The sequence below is a fragment of the Burkholderia sp. ABCPW 111 genome (assembly GCF_000773065.1).
In the GTDB taxonomy this organism is placed as follows: Bacteria; Pseudomonadota; Gammaproteobacteria; order Burkholderiales; family Burkholderiaceae; genus Burkholderia; species Burkholderia savannae.
Genome location: NZ_JPWT01000055.1, coordinates 128641 through 149885 on the forward strand (window position 1 = coordinate 128641; position 21245 = coordinate 149885).

Here is a 21245-nt window from a genome sequence, read left to right on the forward strand (position 1 = left end):
ATGCGGCGGGCGCGGCGGGGGCGTCACGCTCGGCTTGCCGTGCGTCGCCGCGCGAAGCTCGCACTTGAGCGCCATGCGCCCATCGCCGTGCGCGCGCGTTCCCGCATGCGCGCCGAGCGGGTTCAAAACCGCCGCGCGAGCACGTCGGCATCCACCGATCGAATGTCGGTATGGCCGCACAGCGCCATCGTCGTGTCGAGCTCGCGCGCGATGATGTCGAGGCTGCGAAACACGCCCTCCTCGCCCAGCGCCGCGACGCCGTAGAGAAACGCGCGCCCGATCATCGTGCCGCGCGCGCCGAGCGCGACCGCCTTCAGTACGTCCTGCCCCGTGCGAACGCCGCCGTCGAGCCAGACTTCGACGCGCCGGCCGGCCGCATCGGCGATGGCGGGCAGCGCTTCGACCGACGATATCGCGCCGTCGAGCTGACGGCCGCCGTGATTCGACACGACGATCGCGTCCGCGCCCGCTTCGGCCGCGAGGAGCGCGTCGCGCGGATCGAGCACGCCCTTGACGATCAGCTTGCCGCTCCACCGTTGCCGGACCCATGCGACGTCGCGCCAGCCGATCGCCGGATCGAACTGTTCGCGGGTCCACGATTCGAGCGACGACATGTCGGTCACGCCCTTCACGTGCCCGAAGATGTTGCCGAAATGGCGGCGGCGCGTGCGGGCCATGCCGATGCACCAGCGCGGCTTGCTCGCCATGTTCAGCAGGTTCGCCAGCGTGATGCGCGGCGGCGTCGACAAGCCGTTTTTCACGTCCTTGTGCCGCTGGCCGCCGATCGGCAGATCCATCGTCATCACGAGCGCGGGGCAGCCCGCCGCCTTCGCGCGCTCGATCAGCCGCTCGATGAAGTCGCGCTCGCGCATCATGTAGAGCTGGAACCAGAACGGCCCGGGCGCATGCGTGGCGATGTCCTCGATCGAGCAGATGCTCATCGTCGACAGCGTGAACGGCACGCCGAACCGCTGCGCGGCGCGCGCCGCGAGAATCTCGCCGTCGGCGCGCATCATGCCGACGAGCCCGGTCGGCGCGAGCGCGACCGGCATCGCGACGTCCTGCCCGGCCATCGTCGTGCGCAGGCTGCGTTGCGAGATGTCGACGCCGACCCGCTGACGCAGCCTGACGTGCTGGAAGTCCGCTTCGTTCGCGCGATACGTCGTTTCCGTGTAGGAGCCCGTGTCGACGTAGTCGTAGAACATCCGCGGGATGCGTTTTTTCGCGAGAACGCGAAGATCTTCGATGCAGGTGATCGGGACGGACATGGGCGGCTCCGAGAGGGTGGCGACGATGCTAACGCCGCGCCCGGCGTCGCGCCCGGAAATATCTTCAGGCGCTGCGCGAAAGAAATTCCGCGCCGTCGTGCGCCGCGCGCTCGCAGACGCTCGCGAGCCAGGCCACGAACGCGTCTGCGGCGGCGCGTGACGCGTGCGGCATCACGTAATACGGGGCGGCCGGCCGCGCGATGCGCGGAAACGGCGGGACGAGCGCACCCGACGCGAGCCAGTGGCGCGCGAGCGCGGGGCTGCCGAGCGCGACGCCCTGGCCGCTGACCGCCGCCTCGAGCAGGAGCCCGAGATCCATCAGCTTCGGGCCGTTCGCGGGCTCCGGCCAGTCGAGGCCGGCGACGCGGAACCACGGCGTCCACGGTTCGAGCGGCGTGCAGAGGAGCGGCAGCGCGGCGAGATCCGCGGGCGCGCGCAACGGTGCGTGCCGTTCGAGCAGCGACGGCGCGGCAAGCGGCGTCAGCGAATCGACCATCAGCACGGTCGCGCCCGACACAATCGGGCCGCCGCCGCGAATCCAGAGATCGGCGCCCGTCGGCGGACCGTCGGGAAAGGGGCTCGCGAGCATCACTTCGAGCTCCACGCCCGGGTGCGCAAGCGTGAATTCGTCCAGACGCGGAACCATGACCTGTCGCGCGAACGTCGGCGGCGCGCAGATCCGCAGCCGTTCCGCGTTGCCTGCGCCGCGCCGGTGCAGCGGCACCGCGGCGAGCAGATGCAGCGGCGCATGAACCTGATGCAGATATTCGCTGCCGGCCGACGTCAGCGCCAGCGCCTTGCCGCTGCGCACGAGCAGCTGCACGCCGAGCAACTGTTCGAGCGCCGCGACGCGCTTGGCGACCGCGCTTCCCGTCACGCACAGCTCCTCGGCCGCGCGCTCGAACGTGCCGTGGCGCGCGGCGGCCACGAAGGCGAGCAGGCCGTCGAGGGACGGGAGGCGGAGGTCGCGGAGGTCGGAGGCGTTCATCCGGCGATTCTAATCGACCGGTTTCGCGGCGGTTGCGCGGACGACGCCCGGGCGGCGGCGTGCCGTCGCGCGGCGCGGCTTCGATCGAGCGTGCATTGGCGGCGGCGCGTTTCATCGGATGAATATCCGCTCGACATGAAATGGAGCCGATGTGTCGCGCGCGAATCGCCGCGACGCGGCCGGGCGGCGCGCCTCGCTCGGCCGCGTCGTCATGAGACCGCCACCCGACCGCCACCCGACCGCCACCCGACCGCCACCCGACCGCTACCCGGCCGCTACCCGACCGCTACCCGACCGCTACCCGACCGCTACCCGACCGCTACCCGACCACCATCTCGGCCGCGAGACTTCCCGCCCACCTGCCGGTAATCGATCATGCAAGACGCGACGATCCGCGCCTTCATTCGAGATCGGCACGTGCGCCGCCGCGCGACGAGCGGACTTACGAGCTCACGGCCCACGCTTGCGGCGCGGCGGCGCGCAGATTCCGCCGATATCGGCCGAGCCCGGCGATGCCGGCGAGCGACACGAGCGACAGCAGCGAGAAGTACAGCGCGAGCGGCAGCCATTCGCCCTGATAGCGCTGCGCGATCATCGCGCCGACGAGCGGCGTCGTGCCGCCCGCGACGAGCGCGCATAGCTGGTACGCGATCGAGATGCCCGAATAGCGCACGCGCGTCGGGAACGCGGGCGTCATGAAGCCCGCGATCACCGCGTAGACCGCCGACAGCGCGACGACCGCGAACGCGATGCCCGCGACGATCGCGACCGGATCGTGCGTGCGGACGAGGACGAACATCGGATACGGCGACAGCATCGACAGCAGCGCCGCGCAGATCAGAAACCGCGTTTCGCCGAAGCGTTGCGCGAGCAGCGCCGAGACGGGCTGCGACAACAGCTGGATGATCGTGACGATGAACAGGCAATCGAGAATGAACGATTTCGACATCCCGAGATACGTCGTCGCGTACGAGATCATGAACGTGTTGGTGAAGAAGAAGCCGGCGGAGCCGATCGTCGTCGCGGCGGCGGCGAGCACGATCGGATGCCACGCGGTGCGCAGCGCGTCGGCGACCGGATAGCGGGCGATCGCACCGCTGTCGCGCACGCGCTCGAACTCCGGCGATTCGTTGACGCCGAGCCGGATCGCGACGCCGACGAGCAGCAGCACGAAGCTCGCGAGGAACGGCAGACGCCAGCCCCACGACACGAAGCTGTCGTGATCGAGCGACGTGACGAACCGGAACGCGAGCAGCGACAGGATCAGCCCGGCCGGACTGCCCATCTGCGGGAACGACGCGAACAACGTCCTGCGCTCGGCGCTCGCATGCTCGCTCGCCATCAGCACCGCGCCGCCCCATTCGCCGCCGACCGCGATCCCCTGCAGGATGCGCAGCAGCACGAGCAGCGCCGGCGCCCAGACGCCGATCGTCGCGTAGCCGGGCAGCAGGCCGATGCCGGTCGTCGCGATGCCCATCAGGAACATCGTCAGGACGAGCATCTTCTTGCGGCCAATCCGGTCGCCGAGATGGCCGAACACCGCGCCGCTCAGCGGCCGCGCGACGAAGCCGACGAAGAACGTCGCGAACGACGCCATCGTGCTGACGAAATGATTGCCGCTCGGGAAGAACACGTCGCCGAGCACGAGCGCGGCGGCGGTCGCGTACGTGTAGTAATCGTAGAACTCGACGGCCGTGCCGATGAAGGCGGCCGTCGCGGCGCGCACGGGCTGATGCGTGCGCAGAGTCGGGGTAGGCATGGGCGGTCCTGTCAGGGTGATGACGGCGTGACGGTGGCGGAGGCGCGGGCGAGGCGGCGGACGAGCGAGCGATCCGCCCGCTCGTCCGCCGCCGGGCGGCCTTCGTTCGATTCTGTTTTCCAATCCGAAGCATGGGTGACGCTCATGCACCGCTCGCGCATCGGCAGCCGCTTGCGCGAACCGGCACGCGGCGCGGCGGCGCGCCCGCGGCCTCGATGGTGTTCGAGCACGCGCGTCGTGCCGCTCGCGTTTAGCGAATCCGATTCGTTCGCCTGCATCGGCATCGACGCCGCCGAATCGATCGCGACCGGCCGTGCGTCGCGTGCCGTGCGCGCAGAGACTGACCGAATCGGGTCGCTCCCGGGTAGCTCCAGGCGATCGGAGGTGGAAAAAAAGCGCCGGCGGCGAGCCGGCGCTTCGAATCGCGACACTTCACGCAGCGCGCTACGTCGGCCGGCGCGCGAGGTGGACGCCCGCGAGCATGCAGCGCACCGAGCCGCCCGCCGTCTCGATCGTCGGCACGTCGAGCGGCAGCAGCCGCGCCGAGCGTTCGATCAGCCCGCGCTGGCGCGGCGTGAGGCAATCGAGCGCGCGGCGCGACAGCGCGAGCACGCGCGCGTCGCGCGCGGACAGCTCGAGCGCGTTGCCGGCGAACTCGGCGATCTGCTCGTTCTCGAGCGCGATCACCGTCCGGCCCGTTTCGGCGATGCGGCGGCGCACTTCGTCGCGGCGGTTCGGGTCGCTGATCAGATCGAGGCCCACCAACGCGAACTCGGTCGCGATGCTCATCATCACGTTCGTGTGATAGACCGGGCGGCCGTCGGCGTCGGCGGTGTCGAAGCACATGGGCTCGAAATTGAAATGCGTGCAGAAGCGTTCGAGCGCGACGGGATCGGCGCGGCGCGAGCGCGCGGTGTACGCGACGCGCGCGACGTGGTCGAGCACCATCGCGCCCGTGCCTTCGAGAAAGACGTCGTCGTGCTCGAGGCCGGAAAAATCGATCACGTCCTGCACGCGGTATTCGCGCTTGAGCATCTCGATGACGTCCGCGCGCCGCTCGCGCCGGCGATTCGCGTTGCAGATCGGATATAGCGCGACGTGGCCGCCCGGATGCGTCGAGAACCAGTTGTTCGGGAACACGGAATCCGGCGTGTTGCCGTCGCCGTGATCGTCGAAGACGTGCACGCGGACGCCCGCCTCCGACAGCCGGCCCGCGGCCGCGGCGACTTCGTCGCGCGCGGCGGCCGCGACGGCCTGCGCGCGCGCGTCGTCGCCGGCCGGGGGCGTGCGTTGAAACGCGTTGTCGGCGGCCGTGTCCGGATTCGGAAAGAAACGGTGCGGCCGGATCATGACGACGGCCGCAGCCGCCTGAATCGACTGAAGACTCATGGAGTGCGACGAGAAAACGAGAAGGGCGCGGCGCGCCGAACGCCTCAGCGCGAGAACGCTTCCGCTCGAACGAACGCCGGCGTCGCGCGGGGCGCGACGCCAGCCGGCGCGCCGATCAGCGCGTACAGGTTTTTCGGATCGTCGGCGGGCGGGATCAGCGAGATCGGCGTGCCGGCGTCGTGCCGCAGCGCGAGCGCGTGCAGATGGCGCAGCGCCGAATAGTCCTCGAGCGCGAAGCCGACCGAATCGAAGATCGTGACTTGCGACGCGCTGTCCCGCCCGGCCGCCTCCTGGCGCAGCACGCGCCACAGTTCGGTCACCGGAAAATCGGCCGGCATCTGCTGGATGTCGCCTTCGATGCGTGTCTGCGGCTCGTATTCGACGAACACGCGGCCCATGCGCAGCACGTCCGCGTGCAGCTCGGTCTTGCCCGGGCAATCTCCGCCGACCGCGTTCAGATGCATGCCGGGCTCGATCATGTCCGGCGTGACGATCGTCGCGTACGCCTTGTCGGCGGTGACGGTCGTCACGATGTCGGCGCCGCGCGCCGCGCCGGCCGTCGACGCGGCGGGGATCACGCGCAGCCCCGGATACGCGGACAGGTTGCGCACGAGCTTGTCGGTCGCGTGCGGATCGATGTCGTACGCGCGGATCTCGTCGATGCCGAGCAGCGTGTGAAACGCGATCGCCTGGAACTCGCTCTGCGCGCCGTTGCCGATCAGCGCCATCGTCCTCGCGTCGTCGCGTGCGAGCGCGCGCGCCGCGAGCACCGACGTCGCGGCCGTGCGCAGCGCGGTGATCAGCGTGAGCTCGGCGAGCAGCACCGGGTAGCCGGTGTCGACTTCGGCGAGCGCGCCGAACGCCATCACCGTGTGCATGCCGCGGCCGGCGTTGACCGGATGGCCGTTCACATACTTGAACGCGAACAGCTTCGCATCGGCGACGGGCATCAGCTCGATCACGCCGTCGCGCGAATGGCAGGCGACGCGCGGGGATTTGTCGAAGTCGTTCCAGCGCAGATAATCGGCGCGCAGCGTGTCGACGAGTTCGCCGACGAAGCGCGCAACGCCGACGCGCGCGATCAGCCGGCTCGTGTCGGGAACGTCGAGGAAGCGTGTCATGAGGTGTCTCCCGTGTTGGCCGCGGCCCTCGTCGGGCCGCTCGTTCAATTGATTATTTCGAAGTCCTCGGCCAACAGATAGCGAGCAAAAGTGACAGAATGCTCGATAATTTCGGCGTTCTGCTTGCCTCGAGATGACAAAATGCGCAGTCGGCGGCTTTCGCGCCGCCGCCCGGTGCCGCACTTTCATTGATTGCTCGGAGAGACTCCCCATGATCAGCCTCGACGACGTCGACCGACAACTCATCGCGCTGCTGCGCGACAACGCGCGCACGCCGGTCGTGACGCTCGCGAAGCAGTTGCGCGTCGCGCGCGCGACCGTGCAGAACCGCATCGCGCGGCTCGAGAAGCACGGCGTGATCGTCGGTTATACGGTGCGGCTGAAGCCCGCCGCGGAGAAGCATCGAATTCGCGCGCTGATGTCGATCGCCGTGCAGGGCAATCGCGCGGCGGACGTCGTCAAGGTGCTGCGCGGGAATCCGAACGTCGCGACGATCCACAGCACCAACGGGCGGTGGGATCTCGTCGCCGAGCTCCACGCCGATTCGCTGGAGAATTTCGATCGCGTGCTGGGCGTGATTCGCCTGGTCGACGGGATCGCCAATACGGAGACGAGCATCCTGCTGTCGACGCACAAGGCGTGAACGGCGGGTTCGTGTTTCGCGATGCGTGGCTCGCGCTTCACGTGGGTTCGTGCGCGACGTTCGATGCGTCGCGCATCGGGCCTGAAGAAGCGCGATGCGCGCGGTCGCGCCTGTCGCATCGGGCATCGGGGATTCGACATGCGACATGCGACATCCGACATCCGACATCCGACATCCGACATCCGACATCCGACCGAAGGCGTTCGTCAGGACATCGGATCATTGAGCGAGACGCGCGCGTTCACACCGGCGATCGTGGTTCCCGATCCGTGCGCCGCCGCTCCTTCGTCCCCCCGCCCGTCGGCGACGGTCGACGCGCCGCGTAATCGTTCGATTCGCTTCGCAGCCAGGCGACGAACGATTGCACGCGCGGATCGTCCGGCCGCGCATGGATCAGCTTGTATTGCGCGGGCGCGGGCACGCAGCGTCCGAGCACGTGGACGAGCCGCCCGCGCGCGATCTCGTCGTCGACGAGCGCCTGCCGGCACACCGCGACGCCTTGCCCCGCAAGCGCCGCGCCGATCGCGAGGCTCGCGAGGTTGAATTCCGGCCCGCGCAGCTCGCCTGCGTATTCCGGCACGACGGCGGCGAGCCACGTGCGCCATTCGACGTACTTCGGCGCATCGGGCCACGCCGACGCATCGTGCAGCGGCACGATGCTCGACACCCATTCGGCCGTTGCCTCCGGTGGATGCCGGTCGAGATACGCGGGCGCGGCGACCGCGACGAGACGCTCGTCGAACAGCGGCTCGACATGGAGCGCGTCGTAATCGAACGGGTCCCAGCGGATCGCGACGTCGATGTCGCCTGCGGCCATCGTCTCGCGATCGATCGCGTGAAACTCCGCTTTCAGCCGCACCGACGTCTGCGGATGCAGCCGATGAAACTCGGTGAGCCTCGGCATCAGCCATTGCAGCGCGAACGACGGCAGGCAGCTCACCTGCAGGTGCGCGTCCGGCGCGCTCAACTGGCGCAGCGTGCGGCCGAGCGACGCGAACGCCGCCAAAGTCGCTTCGTGCAGCACGCCGCCCTTCGGCGTGAGCGCGAGCCCGCGCGCCTGGCGCACGAACAGCGGATAGCCGAGACGCGCTTCGAGCTGGCGGATCTGCTGGCTGATCGCGCTTTGCGTCAGGTGCAGCGCGTCGGCGGCTTTCGTGAAGCTGCCGAGCCGGCCGGCCGCCTCGAAGCAGCGCAGCGCGCCGAGCAGCGGCGTGTCGAGCTTCGTATCCATTAGTGTGGCTTATGCTCCCGCAAGAATTGATCGCTTCATCGGCTGATCGTCGGAACGTACGATGACGGCCTGTTCATCGCATTCTATTTCAGGCCATGCACGACAGCCGACAACTTCCGCTCGATCCGAATCTATTAGCCAGACTTCAGTCTGGCTCGCCGATGCTGTGGCTCAATCCGCATCAGGGCGCGCCGCTGCCGGACATCGCGCCGACCGCCGCCGATCTCGCCGACGCCGACGCGCGCCTGCGCCGCTGCGGCGGCTTGCTGGCCGCGCTGTTTCCCGAGCTGCGGCCGTCGGGCGGGCGGATCGCGTCGCCGTTGCAGCGGGCCGATCGGTTGCAGCGCGCCGGTCATACGGACGCGGGCGCGTGGTTCGTCAAGCGGGACGACGCGCTGCCGGTAGCCGGCTCGATCAAGGCGCGCGGCGGTTTTCACGAGGTGCTCGCGCTCGCCGAATCGATCGCCGATCGGCACGGCCTGCTCGATGCGCACGCCGACCGGCGCGTGCTCGCGAGCGGCGACGCGCGGGCGCTGTTCGCACGCTACACCGTGATGGTCGGCAGCACCGGCAATCTCGGCTTGAGCATCGGGGTGCTCGCGTCGGCGCTCGGGTTTCGGAGCGTCGTGCACATGTCGGCGGACGCGAAGGCGTGGAAGAAGGCGCGCCTGCACACGCGCGGCGTGGACGTCGTCGAGCACGCGGGCGACTATGCGAAAGCGGTCGATGCCGGACGCCGGCAGGCCGCCGGCATGCCGCGCTGCCATTTCGTCGACGACGAAGGATCGCGGATGCTGTTTCTCGGCTACGCGACGGCTGCCGCCGAACTCGCCGGGCAGCTCGCGCGCGCCGGCCGGACAGTCGACGCGCGTCACCCGCTGTTCGTCCACATTCCGTGCGGCGTCGGCGGCGCGCCGGGCGGCATCGCGTACGGGCTCAAGGCGCTGTACGGCGAGCACGTGCATTGCTTTCTCGCCGAGCCCGCCGCGTCGCCGTGCGTGCTCGTGCAGCTCGCGAGCGGCGGCGCGCGTTCGATATCCGTCTACGACATCGGCCTCGACAATCGCACCGAGGCGGACGGGCTGGCGGTCGCGCAGGCGTCGCACCTCGCCGGCCCGCTGCTGCGCGCGCAGGCCGCGGGCGTGTTCACGGTCGACGATCGGCGGCTGTTCGCCGGCCTGCTCGACGCGAACGAGCGGCTCGGCATCGATCTCGAGCCGTCGGCGGCGGCGGCGTTCGGCGGCCCGGCGTGGATCGCGGCGTCGCAGGCGGGGCGCGACTACCTGCGCGGCCGGGGCATCGCGCCGAACGAGGCGACGCACGTGATCTGGGCGACGGGCGGCTCGCTCGTTCCGGCCGGCGCGCATCGGCGCTTTCAGGCGCGGGCGCGCGCGCAGCGGCGAGCGGATGCCGCTCGCGCGTGAGCGGGCGGCTGCTTCGCCGCTTCGGCCGGCGGTTGGGGGGCGCAGCGCGCGCGGCGGGCGTCGTTTCGCATGCCGCGCGGCGCACGACAACCGATAGGCGCGCGGCGTTTCGGTGCTCGTCGCGCCGCAAATCGGGCAATCGCGCGGGCGCGCCACGCGATGTCGCGCTGTGTATCGAGTGACGCATCGAATCGCGCATCTGCATAGCGGATCGCGCATCGAGTCACGCATCGAGCTGCGCCTGACGAATCAGCCAGGTCACCATCGTCGCGATGTCGTCCGGGCGCCGCGGCTCGTTCGGATAGACGACGTAATAGCCGATCGACAGCGGCAGCGCGAAATCGAACAGCCGGCGCAGCCTTCCCGCGTCGATGTCGCGGCCGACGAGCTGATCGCTGACGAGCGCGACGCCTTGCCCCGCGATCGCGGCGTCGATCGCGAGCGACGATTGATTGAAGCGCGGGCCCTTGCCCGGATCGAGCGCGACGCGCTCGGGCAGCGCGGCGAGAAACTCGGGCCACAGATCGTGCGCGTCGTGCAGCAGCACCTGCCCGGCGAGATCGCGCGGGCTCGCGAGCGCGCCGGGCGAGTTCAGCAGCGCCGGGCTGCAAACCGCGTAGATGTCGACCGGAAACAGAAAGCGCGTGGCGAGCCCCTTGCCGAAAGGCGGCTTGCCGTAGCGAATCGCGACATCGACGCCGTCGTTCTGGAACGTCGCGAACTGCGAATCGGCGATCACGCGGATGTCGATGTCGGGATGCTCGTCGCCGAAGCTCGCGAGCCGCGGGATCAGCCAGCGCGACGCGAACGACGGCGTCGTGCTGATCGTGAGGCTCGAGCGGCGCTTGACGAGCCGGTCGGTCGCGTCGCCGATCAGGTTCAGCGCGCGCCGCACGTCGGTGCAGTACGCGAGGCCGTCTGCCGTCAACGCGAGGCCGCGCGGCAGGCGTTCGAACAGCTTCACGCCGAGGACGTCTTCGAGGTGGCGCACCTGTTGCGCGACGGCGCCCTGCGTGACGCCGATCTCGTCGGCCGCCGCACGGAAATTCAGGTGCCGCGCGGATACCTCGAACGCGCGGAGCGCATTCAGCGGCGGCAGTCGGCCGGGGATTCGGATCGTCATGCTTTGCCAGTAGAAGAATTATCGTCAGATGCAAGAAATGATGATTCGACACGACGAATCGCCGCGCCTAAATTAGCACGTCGGCAGGAGCAATGCGGGCAATGCGGCCCGCACATCATCCGAAGGAGATTGTCGTGACAGTAGAAAAAATCGCATTGATCACGGCGGCGGGCAAGGGCATGGGCGCCGCGATCGCGCGCGAGCTCGCGTCGGCCGGCTACCGCGTCGCGCTGATGTCGCCGTCGGGCAGCGCGATCGCGCTCGCCGGCGAGCTGGGCGGCTTCGGCATCCAGGGCTCCGTGACGGACGAGGCCGACATCGAGCGGCTCGTGCGCGAGACGCTCGCGCGCTACGGCCGCATCGACGCGGTCGTGAACAACACCGGCCATCCGCCGAAGGGCGACTTGCTGTCGATCGCGGATGCGAGCTGGCACGACGCGCTCGATCTGATCCTGCTGAACGTCGCCCGGCTGATGCGCCGCGTGACGCCGATTTTTCAGGCGCAGGGCGGCGGCGCGGCCGTCAACCTGTCGAGCTTCGCGGCCGTCGCGCCGGAACAGCCGATGCCGGTGTCGTCGGTGCTGCGCGCGGCGCTCGGCGCATGGACGCGGCTGTACGCGCAGCGCTACGCGGCCGAGAACATCCGGATGAATGCGGTGCTGCCGGGCTTCGTCGACAGTTGGCCCGAGACGCCCGAGATCGTCGCGCGCATTCCCGCGGGGCGCTTCGGCAAGACGCAGGAGATTGCGAAGACCGTCGCGTTCCTGCTGTCGGACGGCGCGGGGTATATCACGGGGCAGAGCATTCGCGTCGACGGCGGGATCGTGCGGGCGGTGTGACGCGGCTCGCCGCAGCCGCCGAGCCGCGGCCATGATCGCGATCGGCGCGATCAGGCCGCCTTCGCCGGTTCGCGCGCCGCGTTCCGTCCGGCGATGCGCGGGCGCGTCACGCGGCGTTCGCTTGCGCCGGCGCGAGCGGGCGGCCGTGATAATCCGGCAGCGCGAGCGTGCTCGCTTCGTCGCGTTCGATGATGTCGTCGATGTCCGAGAACGGCGCGCCGTTGCTGCGGCGGTCGACTTCGTCGATCAACCGGTCGGGCAGATCGAGCCGGTCGCCGAGCACGATGTTCGACGTGTACGTTCGCCGGTCGTGCTCGTAGATCGACAGCGCTTCGTAGACGTCCGGCGTTTCCGCCAGACGCTTGCCGAGGCTGTGGGCGTCGAGAATCGCCTGCCCGGCGCCGTTGGAGCCGACGGGCACCATCGGGTGCGCGGCGTCGCCGATCAGCGTGACGCGTCCGCTCTGCCAGCGGGGCAGCGGGTCCCGATCCGCCATCGGCATCGCGATGATCGGGCACGCCGCGCGTTCGAGCAGATTCGGCGCGTCGAGCCAGTCGAACGTTCTCGACGCGAAGAAGCGGATGAAATCCTTGTCGTTTCCCGGTGCGGCGTTCGAGCCGTCGCGGTAGACGGCCTCGTCCAGCTCGGCGACCCAGTTGATCAGTTGATCGCCCCGCGCGTTGACCTGGTTGCGGATCGGATAGATCACGAGCTTGCCGTGCGACGGGACGCCGACCCGGACCATGCTCGCGCCGGTGAGAAAAGGCGGCGCGATCGTGACGCCGCGCCACATGAGCACGCCGTTGCCTTCGGCTTGCGGGCCGTCCGGATAGAGCGAACGATACACATTCGAGTGAACGCCGTCGGCGCCGATCAGCGCGTTGCATTCCACGTTCACGATGCCCGCGTTGGTCGACGCGCTGGAAAAAATCGCCCTTACGGACCGTTCGTTTTGCGCGAGGGAGATAAACGAATGGCCGGTAACGAGAAAATCCGGGCCGAGCCGTTCGGTTGCGGCCTTCAGCAAAACGAGTTGAAGTATTCCTCGGTGAATCGAAAGTTGCGGAAAATCATGGCCACCATATTTTCCAAGCGGAAGCGAATGAATGCGCTGGCCGTGCCGCGTGAAAAACACCATCTCTTTCGTCGTTACCGACTGGCGGGCGAGCGTTTCGAGCAGCCCGAGCTCGTGAAGCACTTGCGTCGCATAAGGCTGGATGTTGATTCCCACGCCCACCGGCTCGATGCGCGGCGCGGCCTCGAATACCTTGACCGATAGGCCCCGCGCGTGCAGCGAGAGCGCCAGCGTCAATCCCGCAATCCCCGCGCCGACTATGACGATCTTTTTCATGGCAGTTAAATGAACCGCGTGCGTATTTTAAGAGATATTCAATAATATTCATCCGAGGCAGCGGGCCGGAAATTATCATGCGTCCACCTTGGAATCAAGGGGGCGTTGTTGCCGTATTTTTTATTGTCGATCTGATTGTGTTCGATGGTGAAATTGATGATTTTTACTTCACCGAATGCGTTGGTGACTTTATTCGGAAAACGGACATCCGGACCGGCGGCGCGTCGACGCGAATCGTCGCGCGTCGCCCCGATCGGCCGGCGCGAGAGGCCGGTGCGGCGCGCGCCTTGACGCGTGCGGGCGCGCGACCCAAACTGGCTTCGATCGACGGACGGGCGGACCGTTTTCATCCGTGTCGGCTCGCCGCCGCGATTCGCCCCGTCACTCGCGCCCGCCCGCTGCGATGTCCGATTTCGTTCGATTGATCCGATTATTTTGCGTCGCCTGCTCGGGCCTCGTCGTCCACTGCGCGAACGCGTCGCCGATCGACGCCGATGCGGGCGCCGCCGACGCCGCGCCCGCCACCGTCGTCAGCGACGTCCACGTGTTCGTCGTCCAGCGCGACGGCTCCGTCGACGAGGAAGACGATTCGACGCTGCGCGCGAACACCGCGAGCGGCATCGACGACGTCGCGCAGCGCTACGTGTGGTTCAACAAGGACATCGACCGCGTCGAGCTGTTGAAGGCCGAGACGATCGACGGCGCCGGCGTCGCGCATCCGGTCGGCCCGGAGGCGATTCGCGACGTCGAGGAGCCGCGCTCCGCCGGCGCGCCGTTCTTCGAGAACGGCGTGTTGCGCTCGGTGATCTTTCCGGGCGTCGACGCGCACGCGCGCACGCGCCTCGTGTTTCGCAAGTCGCGCACGAAGCCGCGCGATCCGGGGTTCTTCGGCTATTTCGTCGCGCCGTCGCGGATGCCCGTCGACGCGCAGCGCCTCATCTTCGACCTGCCCGCCGACATGCCGCTCTACGCGGACGCGCGCGGCTACGTCGCGCGAGCGCCGGTGACGGAGAACGGCCGCACGCGCTACGCATTCGATTATCGGCACGGCCCTTATCCGCGCATCGAGAGCGGCTCGGTCGGCTATGCGACGTACGGCGATCGGCTGATGGTGTCGACGCTGCGCGATTTCGCGTCGTTCGCGGAGCGCTATCGCGTCGCGGCCGTCGATGCGACAGCGGCCGATCCCGCCGTCGCGCGGCTCGCCGAATCGATCGTCGCGAGCGCGGGGGCGTCCGAGCCGCGCGCGAAGGCGCGGGCGATCTACGACTGGGTGCGCATGAACGTGCGCTACGTCGCGCTCTTTCTCGGCGAGACCGCGGCCGCGCCGCACAAGGTGACGGACATCCTGCGCAACCGCTACGGCGACTGCAAGGATCACGTCGCGCTGTTCGGCGCGCTGCTCGCGGCGCTCGGCATACGCAGCGAGCCGGCGCTGCTGAATCTCGGCCCCGTCTACACGCTGCCCGCCGTGCCTGGCTACGGCGGCAGCGCGATCAATCACGCGATCACGTGGCTGCCCGATCTCGGGCTCTTCGCCGACACGACGGTCGGCGGCGTCGAGTTCGGCTATCTGCCGCCCGTCGTGATGGATCGGCCGGCGCTCCTCGTCGACGACGGCGTGCTGTCGCGCACGAGCGCGACGCAGCCGCGCGCGCGCGATGCGCGCCTGCGGATCGACGTCGCGCCGGGCGGGACCGCGCGCTATCAGTATTACGTCGAGGATGCGGGCTGGACGGCGGAGCTCGAGCGCAGCGTGTTCAGGCAGGCGGCGCGCGAGCGCGTGCGGCAGCTCGCGATCGATCGGCTGCGACAGAGCGGCTTACGCGGCACCGCGCAGCTCGGCGCGAGCGAGCGCGATGCGACGGGCGGGCCGTTCTCGACGTCGATGACGGGCACGCTCGAGCACTTCATGTGGCCCGACGGCTCGACCGCGCTGCCGGCGCTGTCGAGCCTGTCGGGCGGCATCGCGACGCAGGTGCAGGGCTGGCTCGACGAGCCCGTGCGCACGCAGCCGTGGCTGTGCATCGGCGGCGACTTCGACGAGACCGCGCAGATCGCGCTGCCCGACGACGCGAGCGTGACCGATCTGCCGGCCGACGCGACAGTGCGGGACCGCTTCGTCGATTACGAATCGCACTATGTGCTCGATGCGCCCGCGCGCGTCGTGCAGATCACGCGGCGCCTGCGCGCGCGCTTCGCGCATCAGGTGTGCTCGCCGGAAGATTTCGATGCGGCGCGCGCGTCGCTCGAGCGCATCGAGCGCGATGCGCTCGCGCAGATCGTCGTGCGCGCGAAGGCGCGCGACTGACTGCTTCGGATACCTTCGGAATTCGCCGTGTCGACGAAGGCGAATCAGCTTCTGCCGCGCCCGCGATAGCTTTCCACTTCCGCATCGTACGCGGCCAGAAACGCCTTGCCGAACACGGACGCGAAATCGTCTTCGATCGCGAACAGCGTGTCGCGGTGCGTCGTCGCATAGCGGTCCCACAGACGCGCCTTGTACAGCGCGGGCAGGCGCTTCTCGTACCACTGCGGCGCGACGGCGCGCTCGCGCAGGCGCTGCGGCGAGAAGCGCGTCAACAGGTCCATCAACGCGGCGCGCATGCCGGCCACCATGCCGATCTGGTGCGCGTGCAGATCCTGGAACGCGTCGGACACCGCGCTTTGCGGCGACATGAACCCCGGCAGCGGCAGCCCGAACATCTGGCGCAGCACCGCGCTGCCGTCCGGCAGCAGCTTCAGCGGATTGTTCTCGCGATCGAGCAGCATCGTCATGTCGGCCTTCACTTCGCGTTTCAGGATGCTGCGCGACGACAGCAGCTCGACCGTGCCGTTCGCGAAGAGCGCGAGCAGTTGCCCCGCGATGAACAGCTGCTCGGCGGACCAGCGATGCGATTCGGCCGCGGTGTCGAGGCCCGCGCCCTCGAAGAACGCCTGCAGCAAGTTCTCGGGCGTCGCGGGCTTTGCGGGCGTCGATGCGCGCGCGCGCGCGGGCATGCCGGCCGCGTCGGCGGAATTCGCGGCGCGCGCGTGCGGCGTCGAATCCGGCTGCGCCGCGGTCGCGGCGGGCTGCACGCGGACGTGATGCGTCCATTCGGGCGCGTGATCCGATTGCGCGGCGGGCGGCGGCGCGTGACGATGGCCGTCCCGCGCGCCGCCCGCCGGCGCGTCCAGGCCGGCTTGCGGCTGCGCGAACAGGTCGAGCGGATCGGTCGATAGTTGATGCAGCTCGCGCGGCGCGGCGCAGGCCGACGCATCCGGGCGCCGCGCCGCGCCGGGGCGCTCGACGGCCGTGGCCGGCCGCGCGCCGGACTCGTCGCCGCCGGCGGGCGTCCTGCCGAGCCCGAAGCGGTCGTGCAGCAGGCCCCACAGTTTGTTGCCCGCGCCTTTCGCGTCCATGCGCGATGCGGACGGAGCGCCCGCCGCCGATGACGCTTCGATGGTCCGCTCGATCGCGGCATCGTCGGGCTCCGCGCGCAGCAGATATGGCCCGATCCGGATGATGTCGCCCATGTTGAGGCGCTGCGCCTGCGCATAGCCGATCGGCACGCGGTTCACCTCGATCGTCGACACGCTGCTCAGGTTCTTCAGCAGGCACGCGTCGTCGCCCACTTGCAGCAACGCCTGAAGGCGCGAGATCTGGCGCGTGTCGTCGCGCAGCACGAGATGATTGTCGCTGTCCCGGCCGATGGTGCCGCCCGGCGGATGAAACACGACGGCGTTGCGGTCATCGGTGCCGACCGGCTCGCCCGCGTGTTCGATAACGATCAGTTGCATGTCGATACGTCGTTCAGTGGATGAAGCGTTCGCCTGGAAACCGATTTGTTCAGGACGACGCATGTTTGCGACGCGCGGCCTCGAACGCCGGCCCCCAGATCGGATGCCCCTTTTCGGCAGGGGACAGATCGAAGCGCGGATTGATGTCGAGGATTCTCGAGAACTCGGCGCGGCATTGCGTGACGCGCCTCTTCAAGCAATAGCTGAACGCGAGCAGCTTGTGCGCGGTGACTTGCGTGTTGGCGTCGGCGCCGTCGATCTCGCGCGCGTGCGCGCCGAGCAGCGAAATCGCGCGCCCGTAGTCGCCCGCGTCGTAGGCGGCGCGCGCGCCGTCGACCGTGGCCTGCGCGGCGGTCTGAGTCGGGGAAGCCGGGGAATTCGGGGAATTCGTGCCGCAACCGCCAATCCCCGCCAAGAAAAAGCCAAGGAAAATATAAAGCGACGATCGGCCTTTCATTCTTGAATTGACGGTTTTAAGTGAATGGGAAAGGGTGGCGCGCCGTGCTGTTGGATTCTAGTTCCGATAATTGGAAATGGACCGGCTGTTACTTTTTGTTTCATCTTGAAACAATAAGTCTGATTAAAGTCCGCTTCTCGACCGGGCCATGCCTTGTGAAGCGCGAAAGTTGAACCTATAGTTCGATGTGCTTTTTATTTTCGTCGGTTGTTTGGCAGCGCTCATCCCAGTGCGTAAAAGCCCGCCGCCCATCCGGCGGCATAAAGGGCTCGGCACGAAATAGGCTCCGCGCAGGACCGTCCGCGCCAGGCGGCGGCGAGGTGCGTCGCGTCTACCCGGCTGGCGTTCGCGAACTTGGAACGGGCGGCCGCAACGAATCAGTCCCGTGAATGATGTCAGGCATTGTCAGGAAGTAATTCAGCTACTCGAATTTCCAGGAATTTCAATTCTCCAGGATTTATTGGTGATTTGACCCGGCTTTCTATTCGATGAAATTTCCGGGTGAAACATCAGTGAAAGGAAATGGAAATTATTAATTAATCGACCTAAAAAAGATCGTCACTTGTTTTTAATTCGGTCCGGATTCCGCTTGGGGAAGCCGGCGGGCATCTTGTTGCGATGCGAGAAATGACACATAAAATGCGACGGCGATCAGGCGGCTACATCGTATTGGGATGCGTGCTGCTGCTTTCGGGATGCGGGGCGACCGAGCGTTCCGTTGCGGTGCCGTATTCGATCACGCTCGACGTCGCGCCCGACGTCAATCCGGACATCAATCGCAAGCCGTCGCCGATCGTGCTGAAGGTGTTCCAGCTGAAGACGGCGTCCGCGTTCGAGACCGCCGATTTCTTCTCGCTGCAGGACAAGCCGGAGAGCGCGCTCGGCCCGGATCTGCTCGGCATCGACCGGATCATCCTGCGGCCGGGCGACGCGCGCACGCTCCACTATCGCGGCAACGTCGACGCGAGCGCGCTCGGCATCGTCGCCGAGTATCGCGTGCTCGAGAAGAACCGCTGGCGGCTCACCGTGCCGCTGCCGCGCGCGAAGCAACTGAACCTGTACCGATTCTGGCAAACCTCGCCGAGCGAAATGAAGCTGTCGATCGCGGTCAAGAACGGCGGCATCGGCATCGGCCTCGGCGGCGATTCGCGAGTACGCCAATGAACGAGCCGGCATTGTCCGCGACCCCTGCTGCGGCGCTGCGCCAGCGCGTGATCTGGACCGAGGGCATGTTCCTGCGTCCGCAGCATTTCCAGCAGCTCGAGCGGCATTGGGAGCGCTACGTCGGCATGCGCTGCCTGCCGCTGCAGGGCTTCTACTGGGGCTTCGACGATTTGCAGCTCGACCGCGAGCTGCTCGCGCTCGGCAAGGTCGCGTTGCACGCCGCGTCCGGCGTGATGCGCGACGGCACGCCGTTCGATCTCGCGCATCCCGACGATCGGCCCGAGCCGCTCGACGTGCCCGCCGACGCGAAGGATCAGCTCGTCGTGCTCGCGCTGCCGCTGTGGCGCGGCGGCGCGCAGGAGGTGTCGTTCGGCGCGGATGCCGACGGCAACGGCGACGCGGGCTTCGCGCGCTACGTCGTGCGCGAATACGAAGTCGCCGACGCGAACGAGGTCGCGCTCGGCCCGGCGCTCTTGCAGACCGGGCGCCTGAACGTGCGCCTGATGCTCGAATCGGAGCTGACGGGCGATTGGGAAGCGCTCGGCGTCGCGCGCGTCGTCGAGCGGCGCACCGACGGGCGCCTCGTCGTCGACGACGGCTACATTGCGCCGCGGCTCGTCGCGCAGCGCGATCCGGTGCTGCTGCGCCACACGCGCGAGCTGCACGGGCTGCTGACGCAGCGCAGCGAGGCGCTCGCCGAGCGCCTGTCGGAGCCGGGGCGCGGCGGCGTGTCCGAAGTGGCCGACTTCCTGCTGCTGCAGCTCGTCAACCGCTATCTGGCGCTCACGTGGCACGCGCAGCAGGACGTCGCCGCGCATCCGGAGACGCTGTTCTGCGACTGGCTGAAGCTCGCGTGCGATCTGAGCACGTTCACCGCGGCGGGCCGGCGGCCGCAGACGCTCGCGATCTATCGGCACGACGATCTGCGCACGAGCTTCGGCGAGCTGATGGCCGAGCTGCGGCGCTCGCTGTCGACGGTGCTCGAGCAGAACGCGATCCAGATCGAGCTGCGCGACGCGGGCAACGGGATGAAGATCGCGACGATCGCCGATCCGGCGCTGCGCGACACCGCGGGCTTCGTGCTCGCGGTGCGCGCCGACGTGCCGGCCGACAGCCTGCGCGCGCGCTTCCCGACGCAGGCGAAGCTCGGGCCCGTCGAGCGGATTCGCGATCTCGTGCAATTGCAGCTGCCGGGCATCGCGATGCGGCAATTGCCGGTCGCGCCCCGGCAGATTCCGTATCACGCGGGCCACACGTATTTCGAGATCGACAAGGGCGGCGAGATGTGGAAGCAGCTCGAACGCTCCGGCGGCCTCGCATTTCATTTCGCCGGCGAATTTCCGGGACTCTCGATGGAGTTCTGGGCGATTCGCGGGTGAGGGCGGGATGGCGCGATGAACTCTTCTTCCGATTCGTTCTCGGCCGGCACGGGCGGGTTCGTGCCGCCGAACCCCGGCGGCGTGCATCCGGGCGCCGCGTCGGCGGCCGCGGGCGCGGCGCAGCCGAGGCCGGGCCGCTGGGCGGCGAGCGGCACGAATCCGCTCGTCGCGGCGGCGAATCCGCTGCTCAACCTCGTGCCGCAGATCCGCTCGACGGTTCATCATCCGAATCCCGCGTGGCTGCGCGAGCATCTCGTCGTCGAGATCCGGCAGTTCGAGGAGCGCGCGCAGCAGGCGGGCGTCGCGTCCGAGGCGATCATCGGCGCGCGCTACTGCCTGTGCACCGCGCTCGACGAGGCGGCCGCGCTGACGCCGTGGGGCGGCAGCGTGTGGTCGTCGCACAGTCTGCTCGTGTCGTTCCATAACGAGACGTGGGGCGGCGAGAAGTTCTTCCATCTGCTCGAACGGCTGTCGCAGCAGCCGCGTCAGCATCTGGATCTGCTCGAGCTGCTCTACTTCTGTCTCGCGCTCGGCTTCGAGGGGCGCTATCGCGTGCTCGACAACGGTCGCGCGCAGCTCGACTCCGTGCGCCGCCAGCTCGCGCAGACGATCCGCTCGGTGCGCGGCGAATTCGAGCCGGCGCTGTCGCCGCACTGGCGCGACGTCGTCACGCGCGAAGTCACGCGGCGCTTCGCTGTGCCGCTGTGGGTGTGCGCGGCGCTCGCGCTGCTCGCGGGCTTCGCGGTGTTCGCGGGCCTGCGCATTGCGCTCGCCGGGCATTCGGATCGGCTGTTCGCGTCGATCGATGCGCTGCACGTGCCGAAGCTGCAGCCGGCGCAGCCCGCGGCGCGTCCGGCGCCCGCGCCGCGCGTCGCGAAGTTCCTCGAGCCGGAGATCGTCGCGGGCCTCGTGACCGTGCGCGACGAGGCCGATCGCAGCGTGATCGTGCTGCGCGGCGACGGCCTGTTCCAATCGGGCTCGACGTCGGTGATCGATCGCTACGCGCCGGTGCTGATGCGCGTGGCCGACGCGCTGAACAAGGTGCCGGGCAGCGTGCGCGTGAGCGGCTACACCGACGACACGCCCGTGCACACCGCGCGCTTCGCGTCGAACTGGGACCTGTCGCGCGAGCGCGCGGAGGCGGTCCGCAGCCTGATCGCCGCGCGCCTGGACCGCGCGGAGCGGATCACGGCCGAAGGGCGCGGCACGCTCGATCCCGTCGCGCCGAACGATTCGCCCGCGAACCGCGCGCGCAACCGGCGCGTCGAGATCACGCTGATGCTCGCGCCCGGCAGCGACGCGGCGCGCGCAACGAAGGAGACGCCCTGA

19 protein-coding genes are annotated in these 21245 nt (G+C 68.7%); 7 read left to right on the top strand and 12 right to left on the bottom strand.

What is annotated here, in order from left to right:
- Positions 1-122 precede the first annotated feature (122 nt).
- From X946_RS09045 to X946_RS09070, 6 genes are all read right to left on the bottom strand, one after another.
- Positions 123-1268, bottom strand: coding sequence for an alpha-hydroxy acid oxidase (locus tag X946_RS09045; protein ID WP_038746013.1), 1146 nt, complete (start codon positions 1266-1268; stop codon positions 123-125).
- A 64-nt stretch (positions 1269-1332) separates the two neighbouring features.
- Entirely contained in the window at positions 1333-2256 is a 924-nt protein-coding gene (locus tag X946_RS09050; RefSeq protein WP_038746015.1) for a LysR substrate-binding domain-containing protein, read from the bottom strand.
- A gap of 442 nt (positions 2257-2698) precedes the next feature.
- Positions 2699-4015: an MFS transporter gene (locus X946_RS09055; RefSeq protein WP_038746017.1), complete on the bottom strand. Its 1317-nt coding sequence runs from the start codon at positions 4013-4015 to the stop codon at positions 2699-2701.
- Positions 4016-4026: 11 nt separating this feature from the next.
- On the bottom strand, positions 4027-4293 hold the full coding sequence (locus X946_RS09060; RefSeq protein WP_161788647.1) for a hypothetical protein: 267 nt from the start codon (positions 4291-4293) through the stop codon (positions 4027-4029).
- A 166-nt stretch (positions 4294-4459) separates the two neighbouring features.
- Positions 4460-5404, bottom strand: a complete 945-nt coding sequence (gene ctlX / locus X946_RS09065; protein ID WP_038746020.1) for a citrulline utilization hydrolase CtlX — start codon at positions 5402-5404, stop codon at positions 4460-4462.
- 44 nt (positions 5405-5448) lie between these two features.
- A complete protein-coding gene (locus X946_RS09070; protein WP_052145044.1) occupies positions 5449-6525 on the bottom strand; it encodes an ornithine cyclodeaminase in 1077 nt (358 codons plus the stop codon).
- 211 nt (positions 6526-6736) lie between these two features.
- Here X946_RS09070 and X946_RS09075 point away from each other — a divergent pair, with 211 nt between their 5' ends.
- Positions 6737-7168, top strand: coding sequence for an Lrp/AsnC family transcriptional regulator (locus tag X946_RS09075; protein WP_038746022.1), 432 nt, complete (start codon positions 6737-6739; stop codon positions 7166-7168).
- Between the two features lie 241 nt (positions 7169-7409).
- Here X946_RS09075 and X946_RS09080 read toward each other — a convergent pair whose 3' ends face one another.
- Positions 7410-8399 carry a LysR substrate-binding domain-containing protein gene (locus X946_RS09080; RefSeq protein WP_052145038.1) on the bottom strand — a complete coding sequence of 330 codons (990 nt, stop codon included), beginning with the start codon at positions 8397-8399 and terminating at the stop codon, positions 7410-7412.
- 95 nt (positions 8400-8494) lie between these two features.
- Here X946_RS09080 and X946_RS09085 point away from each other — a divergent pair, with 95 nt between their 5' ends.
- Positions 8495-9823: a D-serine ammonia-lyase gene (locus tag X946_RS09085; protein WP_038746024.1), complete on the top strand. Its 1329-nt coding sequence runs from the start codon at positions 8495-8497 to the stop codon at positions 9821-9823.
- Between the two features lie 223 nt (positions 9824-10046).
- Here the strand turns inward: X946_RS09085 and gcvA are convergent, their stop codons facing one another.
- Positions 10047-10946, bottom strand: a complete 900-nt coding sequence (gene gcvA, locus X946_RS09090) for a transcriptional regulator GcvA (RefSeq protein ID WP_038746026.1) — start codon at positions 10944-10946, stop codon at positions 10047-10049.
- Positions 10947-11080: 134 nt separating this feature from the next.
- On the opposite strand from gcvA, the gene X946_RS09095 reads away from it, so the two are divergent.
- On the top strand, positions 11081-11785 hold the full coding sequence (locus X946_RS09095) for an SDR family oxidoreductase (protein ID WP_038746303.1): 705 nt from the start codon (positions 11081-11083) through the stop codon (positions 11783-11785).
- Between the two features lie 106 nt (positions 11786-11891).
- Here X946_RS09095 and X946_RS09100 read toward each other — a convergent pair whose 3' ends face one another.
- Positions 11892-13136 (bottom strand): flavin-dependent oxidoreductase, encoded by a 1245-nt coding sequence (locus X946_RS09100; protein ID WP_038746028.1) that lies wholly within the window; start codon positions 13134-13136, stop codon positions 11892-11894.
- Between the two features lie 38 nt (positions 13137-13174).
- Positions 13175-13486 carry a hypothetical protein gene (locus X946_RS33510; RefSeq protein WP_152611663.1) on the bottom strand — a complete coding sequence of 104 codons (312 nt, stop codon included), beginning with the start codon at positions 13484-13486 and terminating at the stop codon, positions 13175-13177.
- A 53-nt stretch (positions 13487-13539) separates the two neighbouring features.
- On the opposite strand from X946_RS33510, the gene X946_RS09105 reads away from it, so the two are divergent.
- The gene (locus tag X946_RS09105) at positions 13540-15447 is read left to right on the top strand and encodes a DUF3857 domain-containing protein (RefSeq protein ID WP_038746029.1); all 1908 of its coding nucleotides are present in this window, start codon (positions 13540-13542) and stop codon (positions 15445-15447) included.
- Between the two features lie 44 nt (positions 15448-15491).
- On the opposite strand, the gene tagH is transcribed toward X946_RS09105, so the two are convergent.
- Positions 15492-16916, bottom strand: a complete 1425-nt coding sequence (tagH, locus tag X946_RS09110) for a type VI secretion system-associated FHA domain protein TagH (RefSeq protein WP_038746031.1) — start codon at positions 16914-16916, stop codon at positions 15492-15494.
- A gap of 49 nt (positions 16917-16965) precedes the next feature.
- Positions 16966-17373 carry a TssQ family T6SS-associated lipoprotein gene (locus tag X946_RS09115; RefSeq protein ID WP_052145039.1) on the bottom strand — a complete coding sequence of 136 codons (408 nt, stop codon included), beginning with the start codon at positions 17371-17373 and terminating at the stop codon, positions 16966-16968.
- 639 nt (positions 17374-18012) lie between these two features.
- Here X946_RS09115 and tssJ point away from each other — a divergent pair.
- Genes tssJ through X946_RS09130 form a run of 3 tightly spaced genes read left to right on the top strand, consistent with a single transcriptional unit; the run spans position 18013 to position 21245 of the window.
- Positions 18013-18537 carry a type VI secretion system lipoprotein TssJ gene (gene tssJ / locus X946_RS09120; protein WP_038746033.1) on the top strand — a complete coding sequence of 175 codons (525 nt, stop codon included), beginning with the start codon at positions 18013-18015 and terminating at the stop codon, positions 18535-18537.
- Positions 18534-19916, top strand: a complete 1383-nt coding sequence (tssK, locus tag X946_RS09125; protein WP_038746035.1) for a type VI secretion system baseplate subunit TssK — start codon at positions 18534-18536, stop codon at positions 19914-19916. Before tssJ ends, tssK begins: the two co-directional genes overlap by 4 nt.
- 15 nt (positions 19917-19931) lie before the next feature.
- Complete coding sequence (locus X946_RS09130) at positions 19932-21245, top strand: DotU family type VI secretion system protein (RefSeq protein WP_038746037.1); 1314 nt, start codon at positions 19932-19934, stop codon at positions 21243-21245.